The organism is Vibrio sp. E150_018 (assembly GCF_053544035.1).
Window position 1 is genome coordinate 100,477 of record NZ_JBHGNY010000005.1, and the last position, 15,995, is coordinate 116,471.

Annotated in this window: 17 protein-coding genes; 14 read left to right on the plus strand and 3 right to left on the minus strand. The window is 43.7% G+C overall.

From position 1 onward, the window contains the following. The first annotated feature begins 99 nt into the window (after positions 1-99). The 13 genes from gspD (at position 100) to cysQ (ending at position 12,498) form a co-directional block, all read left to right on the plus strand. Entirely contained in the window at positions 100-2,112 is a 2,013-nt protein-coding gene (gspD, locus tag ACE3G9_RS07580) for a type II secretion system secretin GspD (RefSeq protein ID WP_449218863.1), read from the plus strand. Positions 2,113-2,147: 35 nt separating this feature from the next. Beyond that, entirely contained in the window at positions 2,148-3,638 is a 1,491-nt protein-coding gene (gspE, locus tag ACE3G9_RS07585; protein WP_449218864.1) for a type II secretion system ATPase GspE, read from the plus strand. A gap of 3 nt (positions 3,639-3,641) precedes the next feature. Then, positions 3,642-4,862, plus strand: coding sequence for a type II secretion system inner membrane protein GspF (gspF, locus tag ACE3G9_RS07590; RefSeq protein WP_449218826.1), 1,221 nt, complete (start codon positions 3,642-3,644; stop codon positions 4,860-4,862). Between the two features lie 148 nt (positions 4,863-5,010). Then, positions 5,011-5,472 carry a type II secretion system major pseudopilin GspG gene (gene gspG, locus ACE3G9_RS07595; protein WP_027698025.1) on the plus strand — a complete coding sequence of 154 codons (462 nt, stop codon included), beginning with the start codon at positions 5,011-5,013 and terminating at the stop codon, positions 5,470-5,472. Between the two features lie 250 nt (positions 5,473-5,722). Continuing rightward, positions 5,723-6,310, plus strand: coding sequence for a type II secretion system minor pseudopilin GspH (gene gspH, locus ACE3G9_RS07600; protein WP_449218827.1), 588 nt, complete (start codon positions 5,723-5,725; stop codon positions 6,308-6,310). Next, entirely contained in the window at positions 6,300-6,662 is a 363-nt protein-coding gene (gene gspI / locus ACE3G9_RS07605; protein ID WP_417879594.1) for a type II secretion system minor pseudopilin GspI, read from the plus strand. The genes gspH and gspI overlap by 11 nt, the downstream gene beginning before the upstream one ends. After that, on the plus strand, positions 6,649-7,326 hold the full coding sequence (gene gspJ / locus ACE3G9_RS07610) for a type II secretion system minor pseudopilin GspJ (protein WP_417879595.1): 678 nt from the start codon (positions 6,649-6,651) through the stop codon (positions 7,324-7,326). The genes gspI and gspJ overlap by 14 nt, the downstream gene beginning before the upstream one ends. Further along, complete coding sequence (gspK, locus tag ACE3G9_RS07615; protein WP_417879596.1) at positions 7,326-8,399, plus strand: type II secretion system minor pseudopilin GspK; 1,074 nt, start codon at positions 7,326-7,328, stop codon at positions 8,397-8,399. Before gspJ ends, gspK begins: the two co-directional genes overlap by 1 nt. Then, positions 8,365-9,753 (plus strand): type II secretion system protein GspL, encoded by a 1,389-nt coding sequence (gene gspL, locus ACE3G9_RS07620; protein ID WP_449218828.1) that lies wholly within the window; start codon positions 8,365-8,367, stop codon positions 9,751-9,753. Before gspK ends, gspL begins: the two co-directional genes overlap by 35 nt. Further along, on the plus strand, positions 9,750-10,259 hold the full coding sequence (locus ACE3G9_RS07625; protein ID WP_417879598.1) for a type II secretion system protein M: 510 nt from the start codon (positions 9,750-9,752) through the stop codon (positions 10,257-10,259). The genes gspL and ACE3G9_RS07625 overlap by 4 nt, the downstream gene beginning before the upstream one ends. Positions 10,260-10,304: 45 nt before the next feature. Beyond that, entirely contained in the window at positions 10,305-11,054 is a 750-nt protein-coding gene (locus tag ACE3G9_RS07630; RefSeq protein ID WP_417879715.1) for a type II secretion system protein N, read from the plus strand. Positions 11,055-11,089: 35 nt separating this feature from the next. Further along, the gene (gene nudE / locus ACE3G9_RS07635; protein ID WP_417879599.1) at positions 11,090-11,668 is read left to right on the plus strand and encodes an ADP compounds hydrolase NudE; all 579 of its coding nucleotides are present in this window, start codon (positions 11,090-11,092) and stop codon (positions 11,666-11,668) included. A 2-nt stretch (positions 11,669-11,670) separates the two neighbouring features. Next, entirely contained in the window at positions 11,671-12,498 is an 828-nt protein-coding gene (gene cysQ / locus ACE3G9_RS07640; protein ID WP_417879600.1) for a 3'(2'),5'-bisphosphate nucleotidase CysQ, read from the plus strand. A 133-nt stretch (positions 12,499-12,631) separates the two neighbouring features. On the opposite strand, the gene nfuA is transcribed toward cysQ, so the two are convergent. Together nfuA and ACE3G9_RS07650 are read right to left on the minus strand one after the other, a co-directional pair. After that, positions 12,632-13,219: a Fe-S biogenesis protein NfuA gene (gene nfuA / locus ACE3G9_RS07645; protein WP_417879601.1), complete on the minus strand. Its 588-nt coding sequence runs from the start codon at positions 13,217-13,219 to the stop codon at positions 12,632-12,634. A 249-nt stretch (positions 13,220-13,468) separates the two neighbouring features. After that, a complete protein-coding gene (locus ACE3G9_RS07650; RefSeq protein WP_449218829.1) occupies positions 13,469-14,188 on the minus strand; it encodes a ComF family protein in 720 nt (239 codons plus the stop codon). Positions 14,189-14,288: 100 nt separating this feature from the next. On the opposite strand from ACE3G9_RS07650, the gene bioH reads away from it, so the two are divergent. Next, positions 14,289-15,053 carry a pimeloyl-ACP methyl ester esterase BioH gene (gene bioH / locus ACE3G9_RS07655; RefSeq protein ID WP_449218830.1) on the plus strand — a complete coding sequence of 255 codons (765 nt, stop codon included), beginning with the start codon at positions 14,289-14,291 and terminating at the stop codon, positions 15,051-15,053. 164 nt (positions 15,054-15,217) lie between these two features. Here bioH and ACE3G9_RS07660 read toward each other — a convergent pair whose 3' ends face one another. Beyond that, the gene (locus tag ACE3G9_RS07660) at positions 15,218-15,985 is read right to left on the minus strand and encodes a DeoR/GlpR family transcriptional regulator (protein WP_417879604.1); all 768 of its coding nucleotides are present in this window, start codon (positions 15,983-15,985) and stop codon (positions 15,218-15,220) included. Positions 15,986-15,995: the final 10 nt, after the last annotated feature.

Genomic DNA, 15,995 nt, shown 5'->3' on the forward strand with positions numbered 1-15,995 from the left:
ACCGAGCTTTAATTCAGGAACGAAGAGTATAGCAACGTCACCTCAGGTGAGCAGGAGCATGGTGTGAAAAAGTGGTTGAGCAAAGTCTCGCTAATTGTAATGACAAGTTTGGTCTCGGTATCTGCTATTGCAGAAGATTTTAGTGCTAGTTTTAAAGGTACTGATATTCAAGAGTTTATCAATATTGTCGGGCGTAATTTACAAAAGACGATTATTGTCGACCCATCGGTGCGCGGCAAAATTGATGTGCGTAGTTACGATGTTCTTAACCAAGAACAATATTACAAGTTCTTCCTTAATGTATTGGAAGTCTATGGTTACGCTGTGGTGGAAATGGACAATGGCATTTTAAAAGTAATTAAAGATAAAGATGCCAAAACCGCGGCAGTGCCTGTGGTGGGAAATGATTCGAGTATTTCTGGCGATCAAGTGATCACTCGTGTTGTTCCTGTGAAAAATGTTTCAGTTAGAGAGCTTTCACCTATTTTACGTCAGCTAAATGATAATGCTGGAGCTGGTAATGTTGTGCACTACGATCCATCAAATATCATTCTTTTAACGGGTCGAGCGTCGGTAGTAAACCGCTTGGCGGAAATTATTAAACGTGTCGATCAAGCCGGCGATAAAGAAGTCGAAGTGGTTGAGTTAAAAAATGCCTCAGCTACCGAAATGGTGCGAATTGTTGATTCTCTAAGCAAAAGCGCCGATGCCAAAAATACCCCTGAATTACTACAACCTAAGTTAGTCGCTGATGAGCGTACTAACTCGATTCTAATTTCGGGTGACCCGAAAGTTCGCCAACGTTTGAAAAAACTGATTAGTCAACTTGATGTTGAAATGGCTACCAAAGGCAATAACCGCGTGGTGTATTTACGTTATGCTAAAGCAGAAGATTTGGTGGATGTATTAACAGGAGTATCTGAAAATCTACAAGCAGAAAAAGATTCTCAATCAGGCGCTGGCAGTACCAGTAAAACCAAAGTCATGATTACGGCTGATAAAGGCACTAACGCTTTAGTGTTAACCGCACCGCCAGATATTATGAAAGCACTTCAAGAGGTGATTGGTCAGTTAGATATTCGCCGCGCGCAAGTATTGATTGAAGCTTTGATTGTTGAGCTTGCCGAAGGTGAAGGTATCGATCTCGGTGTGCAATATGGCAACCTAGAAACTGGCAGCATGGTGCAGTACTCCAACGCGAATGCCCGAATTGGAGAGGTGGCTGTTGGTATTGAAGAAGCTAAAGATACGTCTAGTACAACAGCTGTATATGATACTGACGGTAATTTCCTTCGAAATGAAACCACAACTGAATCTGGTGACTATTCAACATTAGCAGCAGCATTAAGTGGTGTGAATGGTGCGGCGCTGAGTATTGTAAAAGGTGATTGGACGGCACTAATTAGTGCGGTGGCAACCAGCAGTAATTCTAATATTCTGTCTTCTCCAAGTATTACCGTGTTAGATAACAGCGAAGCTTCGTTTATTGTCGGTGAAGAAGTGCCGGTCGTGACGGGCTCTACCGCCAGCTCAGATAACTCAAACCCATTCCAAACCGTGGATCGTAAAGAAGTGGGTATCAAACTTAAAGTGACACCTCAAATTAACGAAGGTGACTCAATTCAAATGCAAATCGAGCAAGAAGTTTCCAATGTACTTGGTGCCAATGGTGCCGTGGATGTACGTTTTGCTAAGCGTCAAATTAACACGTCTGTGATGGTGCAAGATGGTCAAATGATTGTGCTCGGCGGTTTGATTGATGAACGCGCGCAAGAGAGTGTCTCGAAAGTACCGCTATTGGGTGATATTCCTTATTTAGGTGCATTATTCTCTTATACCAACACCACCAAAGAGAAAAAGAACTTAATGGTGTTTATTAAGCCGACTATTATTCGCGATGGTATGTCGATCGATGGTCTGTCGCGTCGTAAATACAATTACATTCGCGCTGAGCAGTTATATAAAGCGCAAAAAGGCTTAAAACTGCTTCCGAATGCAGAAACACCAGTATTGCCTAAGCTTGGTCAAGGTGAGCGTCAACCTGCTGAAATTCAAGCTTTCCTTGAACAATTAAATCACAGTGAAAGTGCTCAGGTTGAGGGTAATCAATAATGGTCGATTCAGCACAAGATATGGCACCAGAATCCATGGATGAGCAAGACTTTCGTCCTAAGTTTCGTCTGCCTTTTGCTTATGCTAAACGTCATCAAGTGGTGTTGGATTATAACGAGCAACAACAAAGTGTCCTGTACTATTGCGGATCGCTTACTCCACAAGTGTTGCTTGAAATACGTCGCGCGTCTGGGCAATCCTTTAAGCCACAAAAACTGACGGTTAATGAATTTGAGAATAAGTTGACTGATGCTTATCAACGCGATTCATCAGAAGCACGTCAGTTGATGGAAGATATTGGCGCGGATGATGACTTCTTTTCATTAGCCGAAGAACTGCCAGAAAACGAAGACTTATTAGAATCAGAAGATGATGCGCCGATCATTAAATTGATCAACGCCATGTTAGGCGAAGCGATCAAAGAAGGCGCTTCAGATATTCATATTGAAACCTTCGAGAAAGTCTTATCGATCCGCTTTCGAGTCGATGGTGTGCTGCGTGAAGTATTATCGCCAAGCCGTAAACTCGCGCCGATTTTGGTGTCTCGCGTCAAGGTGATGTCTAAGCTCGATATCGCTGAAAAACGTGTCCCGCAAGATGGCCGGATTTCATTACGTATCGGTGGTCGTGCAGTGGATGTGCGTGTATCGACCATGCCGTCTTCCCATGGTGAACGAGTCGTAATGCGTTTATTAGATAAAAACGCCACGCGCTTAGATTTACATAGTCTAGGTATGACGCCTAAAAACCACGAAGCATTTCGTCATTTAATTGCAAGACCACACGGTATTATTTTGGTGACTGGTCCTACAGGTTCGGGTAAATCAACGACCTTGTATGCAGGTTTGCAAGAGCTTAACAGCAGTGAACGTAATATTTTAACTGTGGAAGATCCGATTGAATTTGATATTGATGGAATCGGTCAAACTCAAGTAAACCCAAAAGTGGATATGACCTTTGCTCGTGGGTTGCGTGCGATTTTGCGTCAAGATCCAGATGTGGTTATGGTTGGGGAAATTCGTGATTTAGAAACGGCACAAATCGCAGTACAAGCCTCATTAACTGGTCACTTAGTAATGTCGACTTTGCACACCAACACCGCAATTGGTGCGATCACTCGTTTGCGCGATATGGGGATTGAACCTTTCTTAATTTCATCTTCATTATTGGGGGTATTGGCGCAGCGTCTAGTACGAACTTTATGCTCTAGCTGTAAGCAACCTTATCAAGCCGATGCTCAACAAAAGCAATTGTTTGGCGTGAGCGCCGATGATTCATTAGAGCTTTATAAACCACAAGGTTGTGAGCACTGTAACCACAAAGGTTATCGTGGCCGTACTGGTATCCATGAACTATTGCTAATTGATGATGAAACCCAAGAATTGATCCATTCGGAAGCCGGCGAGCAGGTCATTGAGAAAGCGATTCGAGCTAAAACGCCAAGTATTCGTGATGATGGCTTGGCTAAAGTTCGCCGTGGCGTGACTACTTTAGAAGAAGTGTTACGTGTGACCAAGGAAGTGTAACCCATGGCGGCGTTTGAATATAAAGCACTCGATGCAAAAGGTAAGCAAAAGAAAGGCGTATTGGAAGGCGATAATGCCCGCCAAGTGCGTCAGCGCCTGAAAGAAAAAGGCTTAATGCCCACCGAAGTGGTGGAAACCAAAGCCAAATCACAACGAACTAAATCGAGTGGTTTTAGCTTCCAGCGCGGTATCAGTACCAATGAATTAGCCTTAGTCACGCGTCAATTATCAACCCTAGTACAAGCTGGCATGCCGCTAGAAGAATGTATTCGCGCGGTAGCCGATCAATCTGAAAAGCCACATATTCGAAATATGCTAGTCAGTATTCGCTCGCGAGTAGTCGAAGGTTATACCTTATCGGACAGCATGGCGGAATACCCAGCAGTCTTTGATGATCTCTTTTGCGCTATGGTGGCAGCAGGTGAAAAGTCGGGTCATTTGGATGCCATTCTTGATCGACTAGCCGACTATGCTGAAAACCGTCAAAAGATGCGCTCTAAGCTACAGCAAGCTCTTATCTACCCAACTATGCTGACGCTAATTGCCATCAGCGTAGTGGCATTCTTACTTGCCGCAGTCGTACCGAAAATTGTCGATCAATTTGTGCAAATGGGGCAAGGCTTGCCGATGTCGACCGAGTTTTTATTGGTCGCCAGTAATTTTGTGCAACATTGGGGATTGTTGGTGCTTGGGCTGATTGTACTGTTGATATTTGCTTTAAAGGTAGCATTGAATAAACCCGACTTTCGCATGAAGTGGGATAAACGAGTCTTAGCACTGCCAGTGATAGGCAAAGTGGCTAAAGGGCTGAATACCTCGCGTTTTGCTCGAACCTTAGCGATTTGTTCATCCAGCGCCATTCCGCTATTAGATGGGATGCGAGTGGCAGCCGATGTAATGAGCAACCAATATTTTAAAGCACAGATTTTAGATGCCGCCGATAAAGTTCGAGAAGGGACCAGTTTGCGTAAATCGCTTGAGCACACCCGCTTATTCCCACCGATGATGCTTCATATGATCGCCAGTGGTGAACAAAGTGGTGAGCTTGAACCTATGTTAATTCGCGCCGCCGACAACCAAGACCGAGATTTTGAATCTTTGGTTAATATGGCATTAGGTATTTTCGAACCATTATTGATTGTAGCAATGGCCGGTATTGTGCTGTTTATCGTTACCGCAACTTTAATGCCGATATTGGAATTAAATAATTTAGTGACGCAGTAAAAGAACGTTGCTAGGTCGCTTCGCTTATTCGGGCCAATGAATGCTTTTGCTTTCATCTTTTTCGAGCCACGAGCAGCGTAGCGCCCGAGAAACGAGATACGAAACACAAGATACCAAAAATAAAATTGATATTTTTTTAGGAGTCACAATGAGTAAAAAATTAAACTTATCGACTAAAAAACAATCCGGATTTACTTTGCTGGAAGTCATGGTTGTAGTCGTTATTTTGGGGATTCTAGCTAGCTTCGTTGTCCCGAACTTATTGGGTAACAAAGAAAAAGCTGATCAACAAAAAGCGGTGACGGATATTGTGGCGCTAGAAAATGCGCTGGATATGTACAAGCTAGATAACAGTGTTTACCCAACCACAGACCAAGGTTTGGATGCATTAGTGAGTAAACCAACTGGAAGTCCTGAGCCACGTAACTATCGTGACGGCGGCTATATTAAGCGTCTTCCTAGTGATCCATGGGGTGGTGACTACCAATATTTAAGCCCAGGCGATCACGGCACAGTTGATATCTTTACTCTAGGTTCAGATGGTCAAGAAGGTGGTGATGATGGTTCACAGAAAGATATTGGTAACTGGAATATTCAAGATTTTCAGTAACAGAGAGAGTCGAGGTACGAGGACGCTTCGCTCGGGAGCCGACAATATTGTTGCTCGTACCTCGAGCGTTTTACTTCTCGTTGCTTGAAAATGAAAAAAGCCGTCATCCTGAAAAGCGACGTAGGAGCGCAGTTCAGGATCTCCTACAACATTTGGTTTATCAACTGCTGTAGGAGATTCCGTATCTTCTTCGCTTAGGCTCATGTACGGAATGACAACTAAAAACCCGCAACAAAACCTAAGGAACACAATGCAGCGTCAGCGTGGTTTTACTTTACTCGAAGTACTGTTAGTGGTGGTGTTAATGTCACTCAGTGCGTTAGCGGTGGTGCAAACCTTGCCGCAGAGTAATGACGATCAAGCGAAGGACGAAGCTTCCCGTTTTTTCCAACGACTGCAATTGCTCAGTGATGATGCGATCCTCAATGGTCAAGATTACGGTTTACGTTTCGATGAGAAAAAGTCGATTTATACCTATATGCAATTAACCGAAGGCGGTTGGCAGAAGGTAAAAAACAGCAAGTATTTTACCGAAACCACATTGCCAGAAGACTTAACCTTTAGTTTTGAGTTAGGTAGTGAAGCGTGGGGCGATAGCGATAGCCTTTTTGAACAAGAAGATTTCTATGAAGATCGCTTTGAAGATTCGGATGCTAAGCCTAAGCCACCACAAGTGTACGTATTATCCAGTGGTGATGTGACTCCATTTTTATTAACTTTTACCTCAGAGCCCAATCAAAAACCTGAGCAAACTTGGCGGGTGAAAGTGACCGAAGCTGGCGTCATTCAACTTTTGGCTCCGGGGATGAGTCGTGATGGAGTCGATGATGAATCGTAAGCAGGTTCGAGGCATGACTTTATTGGAAGTCTTGATTGCGTTGGCAATATTTGCCACTGCTGCAATTAGCGTGATTCGCGCGGTGACTCAACACATCAACACTCTGAGCTATTTAGAAGAAAAAACCTTTGCCAGTATGGTGGTGGATAACCAATTGGCAATGGTGCATTTGTCTGAGTCGTTTACTGCGACTAAAAAGGGGGAAGAAAAGCTTGCTGGACAAACATGGTACTGGACGGCAACCCCCGTTAAAACAGGATTAGATTTAATTAAAGCGGTGGATGTGAGTGTGTCTTTAGATCCGCAGCGAAAAAGTACTCTGATGACGGTGAGGACTTATGTTCAGCCGTAAGAAAGGTCTAAGCCATAGAGCGTTCCGTAAGGGCTTTACCTTGATAGAGGTGATGGTCGCCATCATGGTATTTGCCAGTTTGAGCATTGCCGCTTATCAAGTGGTGAATCAGGTTCAACGTAGCAATCAACTGTCGGTGGAGAAAACCGGTCGTCTGCAAGAGATGCAACGAGCGATGATTATTATGGACAGTGACTTTCGCCAAATGGTTGCTCGTTCATTTAAGGGGCGCGCTAATGCCCATGGCAGTCGTTTATTGTATGTCGATCAATATTTATTGGATTCCCAATCACAAGGGATACTGTTTACCCGACTAGGTTGGCAAAACCCTCAGCACGCTTTTCCACGAGGGGAAGTGGTTAAGGTTGGCTATCGAGTCGTCGACAATCAATTAGAGCGAGTATGGTGGCGTTATCCTGATACGCCAGAAGGACAAGAGCCATTACATAAATCGCTATTATCCGATGTTGAAGCATTACGTTTTCGGTTTTACGACAGCGAGAACAATAGATGGCAAGAAACTTGGCAAGTGGAAGATAAACTGCCACAAGCGGTGGAAGTGACTCTGGAATTAAAAGATTACGCCAAGATCCGACGGGTGTATTTAACCGCGCCAGGTCAGGCAGCATCACTCAATAGTTCGGATGAGGAGATCTCGCAATAATGTTGGTTTCTTCTCGTAATGTATCTAGCCGAGCTTCGTATAGCCGTGGCTCACTTGGCGGCGTTAAGCGTCAACAAGGTGTGGCGCTTATATTTGTGCTATTGCTGGTGGCGGTGCTAGTGGCTATTGCCGCGACGATGACAGAAAGAATGTCGACTCAGTTTTATCGCGCCAGTAATTTATTAAATCACCAACAAGCTTACTGGTACAGTATGGGGGTGGAAGCATTGGCTCAAGTTGCTATCGAAGAAAGTTATAAAGACAATGACGATAATATTAATTTAAGCCAAGCGTGGGCGATTGAAGGCACTCAATATCCACTAGAAAATGGTGATGCAGTCGGTAGCATTATCGATAAACAAGCTTGTTTTAATGTTAATGCACTGGCGGCATTACCGGCAACAAATACGCCCGAGCGCCCCTATTTATTAAAAGCTTTGGCTTATATGCTGCAAGAGGAAGGCGTTGATAACTATCAAGCGGAAGTGATTGCCGATTCGATTAAAGAGTATGTTGATAGTGATGATCAAGTGAGCACTCAAAGTGGGGTAGAAAGTGCTACCTATGAAGGGTTTCAACCTAGCTATGACGCACCAGATGGCTTAATTGCCGATAGCAGTGAATTGAGAGCGGTGAATCAAGTGACGGTTCCGGCAATGATGATTTTAAATCAAGTGGCTTGCGCGCTACCGAGTACCGATTTGTATATTAATGTGAATACCTTAAAGCCTCAGCAAGCCTTGTTGTTGGCTGGAATGTTTCAACCGTCATTGAGCTTAAGTGACGCGCAGCAACTAATTGAAAATCGACCGCATGACGGTTGGCAAGATGTGGAAACCTTTTTAAATGAACCGCAAATGACTCGAGTACCCGCCAATATTACCAGTAAAGCGAGCCCATTTTTAGCGGTGACTAGCCAGTATTTTGAGTTAGATGCACAAATTAAAGTAGAAGATTCAAGGGTTAGGCTGCGTAGTCTAATCTACAGTTCAGATAAAAAAACGACACAAGTGATACGTCGTCGTTTCGGAGGGATCAGTGAACGAGTTTCTGACAATCAAACTGAGCAGTAATCCAACTGATCCAATGCCTTGGTTAGTTTGGTCACCAAGCTTACAAGAAGTGATTGCCTCAGGTGAATTATCGAATCGAGAGCAATTAGGTGAATTAGTTGATTACAGCGTTCAACGTAGTGTGATCGCGCTGTTGCCAAGCAGTGATGTGTTAATTACCCCGATTCAAATTCCATCGGGTGCAGGGCGTCAATTACACTCAATGTTGCCATTCTTAATGGAAGATGAGCTGACGCAAGATATTGAGCGCATGCACTTTAGCGTGATCAAAAAGCAAGGCGATCAGGCGATTGTTGCCACGGTTGAGCAGCAATATTTATCTGATTGGGTCGATGAGTTTAAATCGCATGGCATTGAGCTAAAAAAAGTGCTGCCAGATTGCTTAGCTTTGCCATTAAAAGATAATTACATCAGTGCGATGCACATCAATCACCAGTGGCTAATGCGCAAAAGTGATGTGAAAGGTGCGGCGGTTGATGATGATTGGCTCGATGTGTTTTTAGCGTCAGGCTGGCTCGATCCCGATAGTGATGCGTTAAGTTTTGAAAGCTTGCTGCAAGATAATGAACAGTCTGAGGATGAAGTACAAGATAGCGATGCTGCCGACAGTGCGGTGTTATCGAGTAAAGAAATTGTCGCTGAAGCACAGTCGAGTGTTGATGCTTTAGAACATGTTCATGCTACTGGTGAGCACTTCACGATTTATAGCTATAGCGAACTGCCTGAACAACATGCTGATTTACCAGGCCGCTGGATTTCTGCGCCGAAAGAGATGGCAATGCTAACCTTTGCGCAAGGGGCTATTGAATCAAAAACTAACTTATTAACTGGGCCGTTTAAAGCGCAATCATCGTGGTTTAAGCATTTACGAGTGTGGCGTAAGGTGGCGATTGCCGCGAGTATTCTATTGGTATTACTACTAGTACAACAAACAGTGCAAGTTCAACAAATAGAAGCGCAAACTCAAGCTTATCGAGCGGAGAGTGAACGGATATTTCGTAGCGTATTTCCTGAACGACAACGCATTCCAACCGTCAGCTATTTAAAGCGTTTAATGCAAGATGAAGAAAATGTTTTATCGGGCTCTGGAGGCGGTGGTGTTTCTATGCTGGGTTGGATGGCTAAGTTGACACCAGCATTACAGACCGTTAAATCAGTCACGGTGCAAAGCGTACAATTTGATGGCACTCGCCAAGAAATTCGTTTAAATGCACAAAGTGATGATTTTCAATCTTTTGAGCGCTTGAGAGTAGAGTTGGCCAAACAGTTTGATGTTAGCCAAGGCCAGTTAAATAAAAATGGTGATCTAGTGCAAGGGAGCTATGTGATCAAAAAGAAAGGGAGTGGCTCATGAATGATAAATTAACCGCTCTTATGGCCCCAGTACTTCGCTGGTGGCACAGTATTTCTACTAGGGAACAACGACTCGTATTAATCTGCGGTGGATTATTTGCAGCAGGCTTTTTGTATTGGGGGATCTTACAACCACTAAGCGCCCGTACAGAACAAGCGCAAATGCGTTTAAATAATGAAAAACAATTGTTGGGTTGGGTGACTCAATCTGCCGATCATATTGTCACATTACGTGCGCAAACTGGTACTAAAGGTGTACAGCGTAGTCAACCGTTAAACCAGGTAGTGTCATCGACCGCCACTCGTTTTAATATCGAGTTGATCCGTATGCAACCGCGTGATGATATGTTGCAAGTATGGATTCAACCGGTGCCATTTAATACCTTAATTAATTGGTTAGCTCAGTTGCGCGATCAATATGGTCTGCAAGTGTTATTCTTAGACATTAACCGTTCAGATAAAGCCGGTATGGTTGAAGTTAACCGCTTACAGTTTCAGCGTGGTTAGCCATTTTAGCGATACGTTTGTGAAAGGATTAGATTTGTGAAAAGTATGAAATGGTATCTGCTGGTTTTTGTATTGATGCTGATTGCAAGTTTAGTGGCACATATTCCTGCGTCTTGGGTGTATAGTCAATTGCCCGCTCAACGTGGCGTAGAAGTGACCGGAATTAGTGGTACAATTTGGCAGGGACAAGTTCAGCAACTGGAAGTAAACCGCCAGTCATACGGTAGTCTTTCTTGGGATTTTCAAGCCAGTAAACTATTGACGGCTAAATTAGAATACCAAGTACGTTTCGGTCGTGGCAGCAGCATGAAGCTAGATGGAAAAGCTTTTGTTGGGGTTGGTTTTTCTGGTGTGTATGCTAATAATGTTTTAGCGTCATTGCCGATACAGCAAGTACTGGCTTATGTACCAACCCAAGTACCGGTTGAGTTAAAAGGTCGTTTAGAGCTATCACTCGCTTCATTAAAATATGCGCAACCATGGTGCGAAGAAGCCACAGGTAGTCTTGCTTGGACGGGCAGTAACATTATCTCACCGATTGGTCAATTAACACCCGGCCCGGTGATTGCAGACATTACTTGTCAGGCGCAAAATATTGAAGTGTTAGGTAAGCAGAATAATTCGCAAGTGATGAGTGAATTTAAAGTAAGCTTAAATGATCAAGCTCGTTATGAGTCGCTGGCATGGTTTAAGCCGGGGGCTGAATTCCCATCATCAATGGCAGAGCAACTAAAATGGTTAGGCGAACCGAATGCACAAGGCCGCTATCAATTTAGCTTTGCCGGAAAATTATAGCCGTTAACCCAATCGAGTGGTAAAGGAGAGACGAAGTGACCAAGCATAAAAAGCCAGAGATCTTATCAAGTTCAGTGGTGGCGCAATCTCGCTTATTTGCCATTGAATCCTTAGAGCTTCGTTTCTCAAATGGTGAAGAGCGTACCTACGAACGTATGAAGCCAAGTAACCGCGGTGGGGTAATGACAGTACCGGTTACTGAGCAAGGTGATTTATTGTTGATTCGTGAATATGCTGCCGGAACAAATCGTTATGAGCTAGGCTTTCCTAAAGGCTTAATTGATCCGGGAGAAACGCCAGAGCAAGCTGCCAATCGTGAATTAAAAGAAGAAATAGGCATGGGCGCGGATAAGTTTGTGCCACTTAAACAAGTCGTTTTAGCACCATCCTATTTTTCTAGCCAAATGACGTTATTTCTCGCCACCGGTTTATACCCAGAACGTCTACAAGGTGATGAGCCGGAAGAGTTAGAGGTGATCCGTTGGCCGCTGCAACAAGCGGAAGAGCTGCTGACTCACATGGATTTTTGCGAAGCTCGCAGTATCACGGCTTTAATGCTGGCACTACGAATACTCTCAAGTGATACAAATAGTGATAAAAATAAGGAAGGCTAATCATGGCGGCAACGCAAAGCGATCTCTCTCATCTTATTCCTCAAGTGATCAGCATTGCTCGTGAAGCCGGTCAGCAAATTTTAGAAATTTATCAAAATAAAGACTATCAAGAATTTACTAAAGCCGATGACACGCCAGTCACGACTGCGGATTTAGCTGCCCATAAAATCATTATGCAACAGTTGGCTGAGCTGACGCCAAACATCCCGATTCTTTCAGAAGAAGATGCCGATATTAGCCTCAAAAAGCGTTCAAAATGGGATCGTTATTGGTTAGTTGACCCGCTTGATGGTACTCAAGAGTTTATAGCTCGAAGTGGCGATTTTGCGACCGTGATTGCGTTGATTGAAAATAATCAGCCAGTGATGGGCGTAGTGTATGCCCCCGTTTCAGGTGTGACTTATTTTGCTTATCAAGGTAAAGGCGCATGGAAGATCCCTGAAATGGATGACAGCTTACGTATTCATACCTTAAAGCATGAACAACCCGATCAACCGATAGCCATTGCGATCAGCCGTCGTCAAAACATAAACCGTATTACAGAAAAGCTCTCCCCAGCGCGTAACTATGAATTAGTGCCATTAGGATCCGCCGCATTAAAAGCATGCTTGGTGGCAGAAGGATCCGTAGATTGTTATATCCGCTTAGGGCCAACCGGCGAGTGGGATACCGCAGCAACCCAATGCATTGTTGAAGAGGCGGGAGGAAGAATTCTCAGTACTCGCTTAGAGCCATTGTCATACAATGAACGAGATACTTTAGAAAACCCGAATTTTATTGTGTTGGGGGATGAGAGTATTGGTTGGGATGAGATATTGAAGCAAGGATAAAAACAAAGACGTGGCTCGTTTATCGGGCACTTCGTTGCTCGTGTCTCGGAAAAGATAAAAGCTTAGTTGCGAGATCCGAGAGCGCTTTGCTTCGAGTTACGAGAAGCAAAGCGCCCTAGAAACGATATTCGTCTTACATATACGAATGATCACCCGCTTGGTGTTCTGTTGAATCTCGTACTGCGGTTAATTCACCTGCGAATTGATCGACCAATTGTTTCTCGATGCCTTCTTTTAACGTGACATCTACCATTGAGCAACCGTTACAACCGCCACCAAATTGAACCAGAGCCACACCATCATCCGAAATACTGATTAGGCTAACATGGCCGCCGTGGCTTGCTAGTTGTGGGTTAACTTGAGTTTGAATGGCATATTCAACCCGAGCCATTAGAGGGGCGTCGTCATCCAGTTTACGCATTTTAGCGTTTGGCGCTTTTAGTGTTAACTGTGAACCCATTTTATCGGTGACAAAGTCAATCTCGGCTTCTTCTAAAAATGGTAGGCTCAATTCATCAACGTAAGCATTAAAGCCTTTGAATTCAAAAATAGTATCTGATGCTTCAACCGATTCAGGTGGACAATAAGATACGCCACACTCTGCGCTAGGTGTACCTGGGTTCACGACAAAAACTCGAATATGAGTTTCATTCGTTTGTTGTTCCAGTAGTTTTGCAAAATGCTCTTGAGCACTTTCTGTAATAGTAATTGTATCTGACACGACTAATACCTGACTATTTTAGTGGGCTTTTGGGGTATTTTACTCCTCTTGCCGTATGGATCAAACCAATTTACTGATAATTTCAACAAACTTGATCTATACCCTCGTACTTGGAGCAGCAACTTTGTTGACAGCATTCATTCGCCTCCTTATCTCTTTATTAAAGAAGGTCATAGGCAGGCTGTGCTCATAAGGTCTTATTCACTTGTCGCCTCACTGAAACTACAACTACTTTGGGTATAAGCTTACTTAGTTTGGTGTGGGGGTACGAGATAAACAATATATATCAATTCGCTTCACGCCTGCTTTTCTCAGTAATATACATAAAGGCGCTAAAGTACTACCAGTGGTGACTACATCATCAACCAGTGCCACATGTTGATTGATACGTGTATTTTTCAGTTGAAAAGCACGTTTGGTATTACGTTGACGTTCAATTTTCGTCAGCCCTTTTTGTTGTGGTGTCGCTTTAACTCGGCGAAATACACCATGGTTTACTTGGCAATCGAACTGATTTTTTTGCCAGTGGCTGGCGAGCTGTTGCGCGATTTCAGCGCTTTGATTAAAACCGCGTGACCACTGCCTGCGCCAATGTAATGGTACGGGAATTAATTCATGACAAGGTTCAGTGATAATAGGCGCAAGTAACAAGGCAAGATCGCTGGCTAACCAGAATTGACGACGATATTTTAACTTTTGAATGTAACCTTTTAATGGCGCTTGATAGTCATTAATACAATATAAGCGATCCCATTTGGGCGGTTGCACCAAGCATTGACCACATTGTTCTATCCGAGTAACGGTTTTCAGGCCGCAACGTTGACAGCGAGGAGTGGTATCGATAAAACGTTCAACACAATGTTGGCACCACAGGTTATGTAATGGATGTGCATCTTGTGGTGTGATGGTTAAGTGACATAAATGACATTGACGAGGTAAGTTACGTTTTAGGCGTTCGAGTAATTTCATTGGCGTCATTTTATTTAAGTTAAAAATGAAAAAGTGAATCAATGATGTCATCATCAACCAGAATAATATTGATTAGGTATGAAATTAGTAGGAAAAGGCAATGACACAACTGCATTGGCAATCACAAGGTGAAGGACAAGATATCGTTCTTATTCACGGATGGGGAATGAATGGCGCGGTATGGCAACAAACTATAGATGCGTTATCGGTACAATTTCGCGTGCATAGCGTTGATTTACCCGGTTATGGACTAAGTCATCAAGCAAGCGCTGACGATCTTGATGATATTTGTTGCCAAGTATTAGCCCAAGCGCCGGAAACCGCAGTCTATCTTGGGTGGTCTCTTGGTGGTTTAGTCGCAACCAATATTGCAGTAAAGCATCCTGAACGAGTCGATAAGTTGATCACGCTAGCCAGTTCACCCAAGTTTGCTGCCGAAAAAGGTTGGCGCGGCATTATGCCGAAAGTGCTGACTGATTTTACCGAACAACTGACCAATAACTTTAAACTTACCATTGAAGGCTTTATGACCTTGCAAGCCTTGGGTAGTCCATCGGCAAGACAAGACGTCAAAGCGATTAAAAAGCAGGTATTTTCACGTCCAATGCCCAAGCCTGAAGCACTGGCCATTGGGTTAAATATTTTGGCAACTGTCGATTTACGCCCCGCACTTTCGGATATTCAAGCGCCAATGTTGCGTTTGTATGGTCGCCTAGATGGACTAGTACCGAAGAAAGTCGCGGACTTAGTGGGTGAATACGCACCGAATAGTGATTGTTATATTTTTCAGTCGTCGTCTCATGCGCCATTTATGACCGAACATGATTTGTTTTGTGAGAAGGTGGTGGAGTTTGTTTGTGAATAGAGCATAAAAGAGTGTCGTTGCTCGTGGCTAGGGCGCTTCGCTTCTCGTAGCTTGAAAAAGAAACGTCAAGAGGGCACCCGAGCAACGAGTAGCGCAGCGGCCGAGAAACGAGATTCGAATGCTTTTCCTAGAAACTAGGGACTAGAAACCAGCAACCTCAAATGTTATCCCCTTAAAACCTCAATCTTAATATCTAAATCTTTAATCAAAGTGATAATTTCTTTTGGTGGATTTTGGTTGGTGACGATCAAATCGACATCTTCAATTTTTCCTAAATTCACCATCGCGTTACGGCCGAATTTAGAATGGTCGATTGGTAGGAATACCGCGCGACTATTTTCGATAATCGCGCGTTTTACCCGCACTTCATGATAGTCAAAATCGAGTAGTGATCCATCAAAGTCGACACCACTAATGCCTAAAATGCCGAAATCTAAACGAAATTGAGAAATAAAATCCAGAGTGGCTTCACCTGTTACGCCACCATCTTTATTGCGTACTTCACCACCAGCTAAGATGACTTTGAAGTCTGGATTGCTCATTAAAATAATTGCCGCATTAATGTTATTAGTTACGATTCGTAAGTGCTGGTGGCTTTCAAGTAAAGCTTTCGCGATGGCTTCTGGCGTGGTGCCAATATCAATAAATAGAGTTGAGCCATCAGGAATGTGTTTGACTAGAGCGCGAGCGATGTCATTTTTTTCATTTTGATTCATTACTTTACGGTCACTATAAGGCGAGTTTTCCGCGCTATTGGCCATGGTCGCGCCACCATGATTGCGTCGAATTTTGTTGGTATCCGCTAATTCATTCAGATCGCGGCGAATAGTTTGAGGACTAACATCAAACATTTCTACTAAATCATCGGTACTGACATAGCCTTGCGCTTTGACTAGTTCGATGATTTTTTGATGCCTTTCACTCGCTTTCACGCTGCTTTTC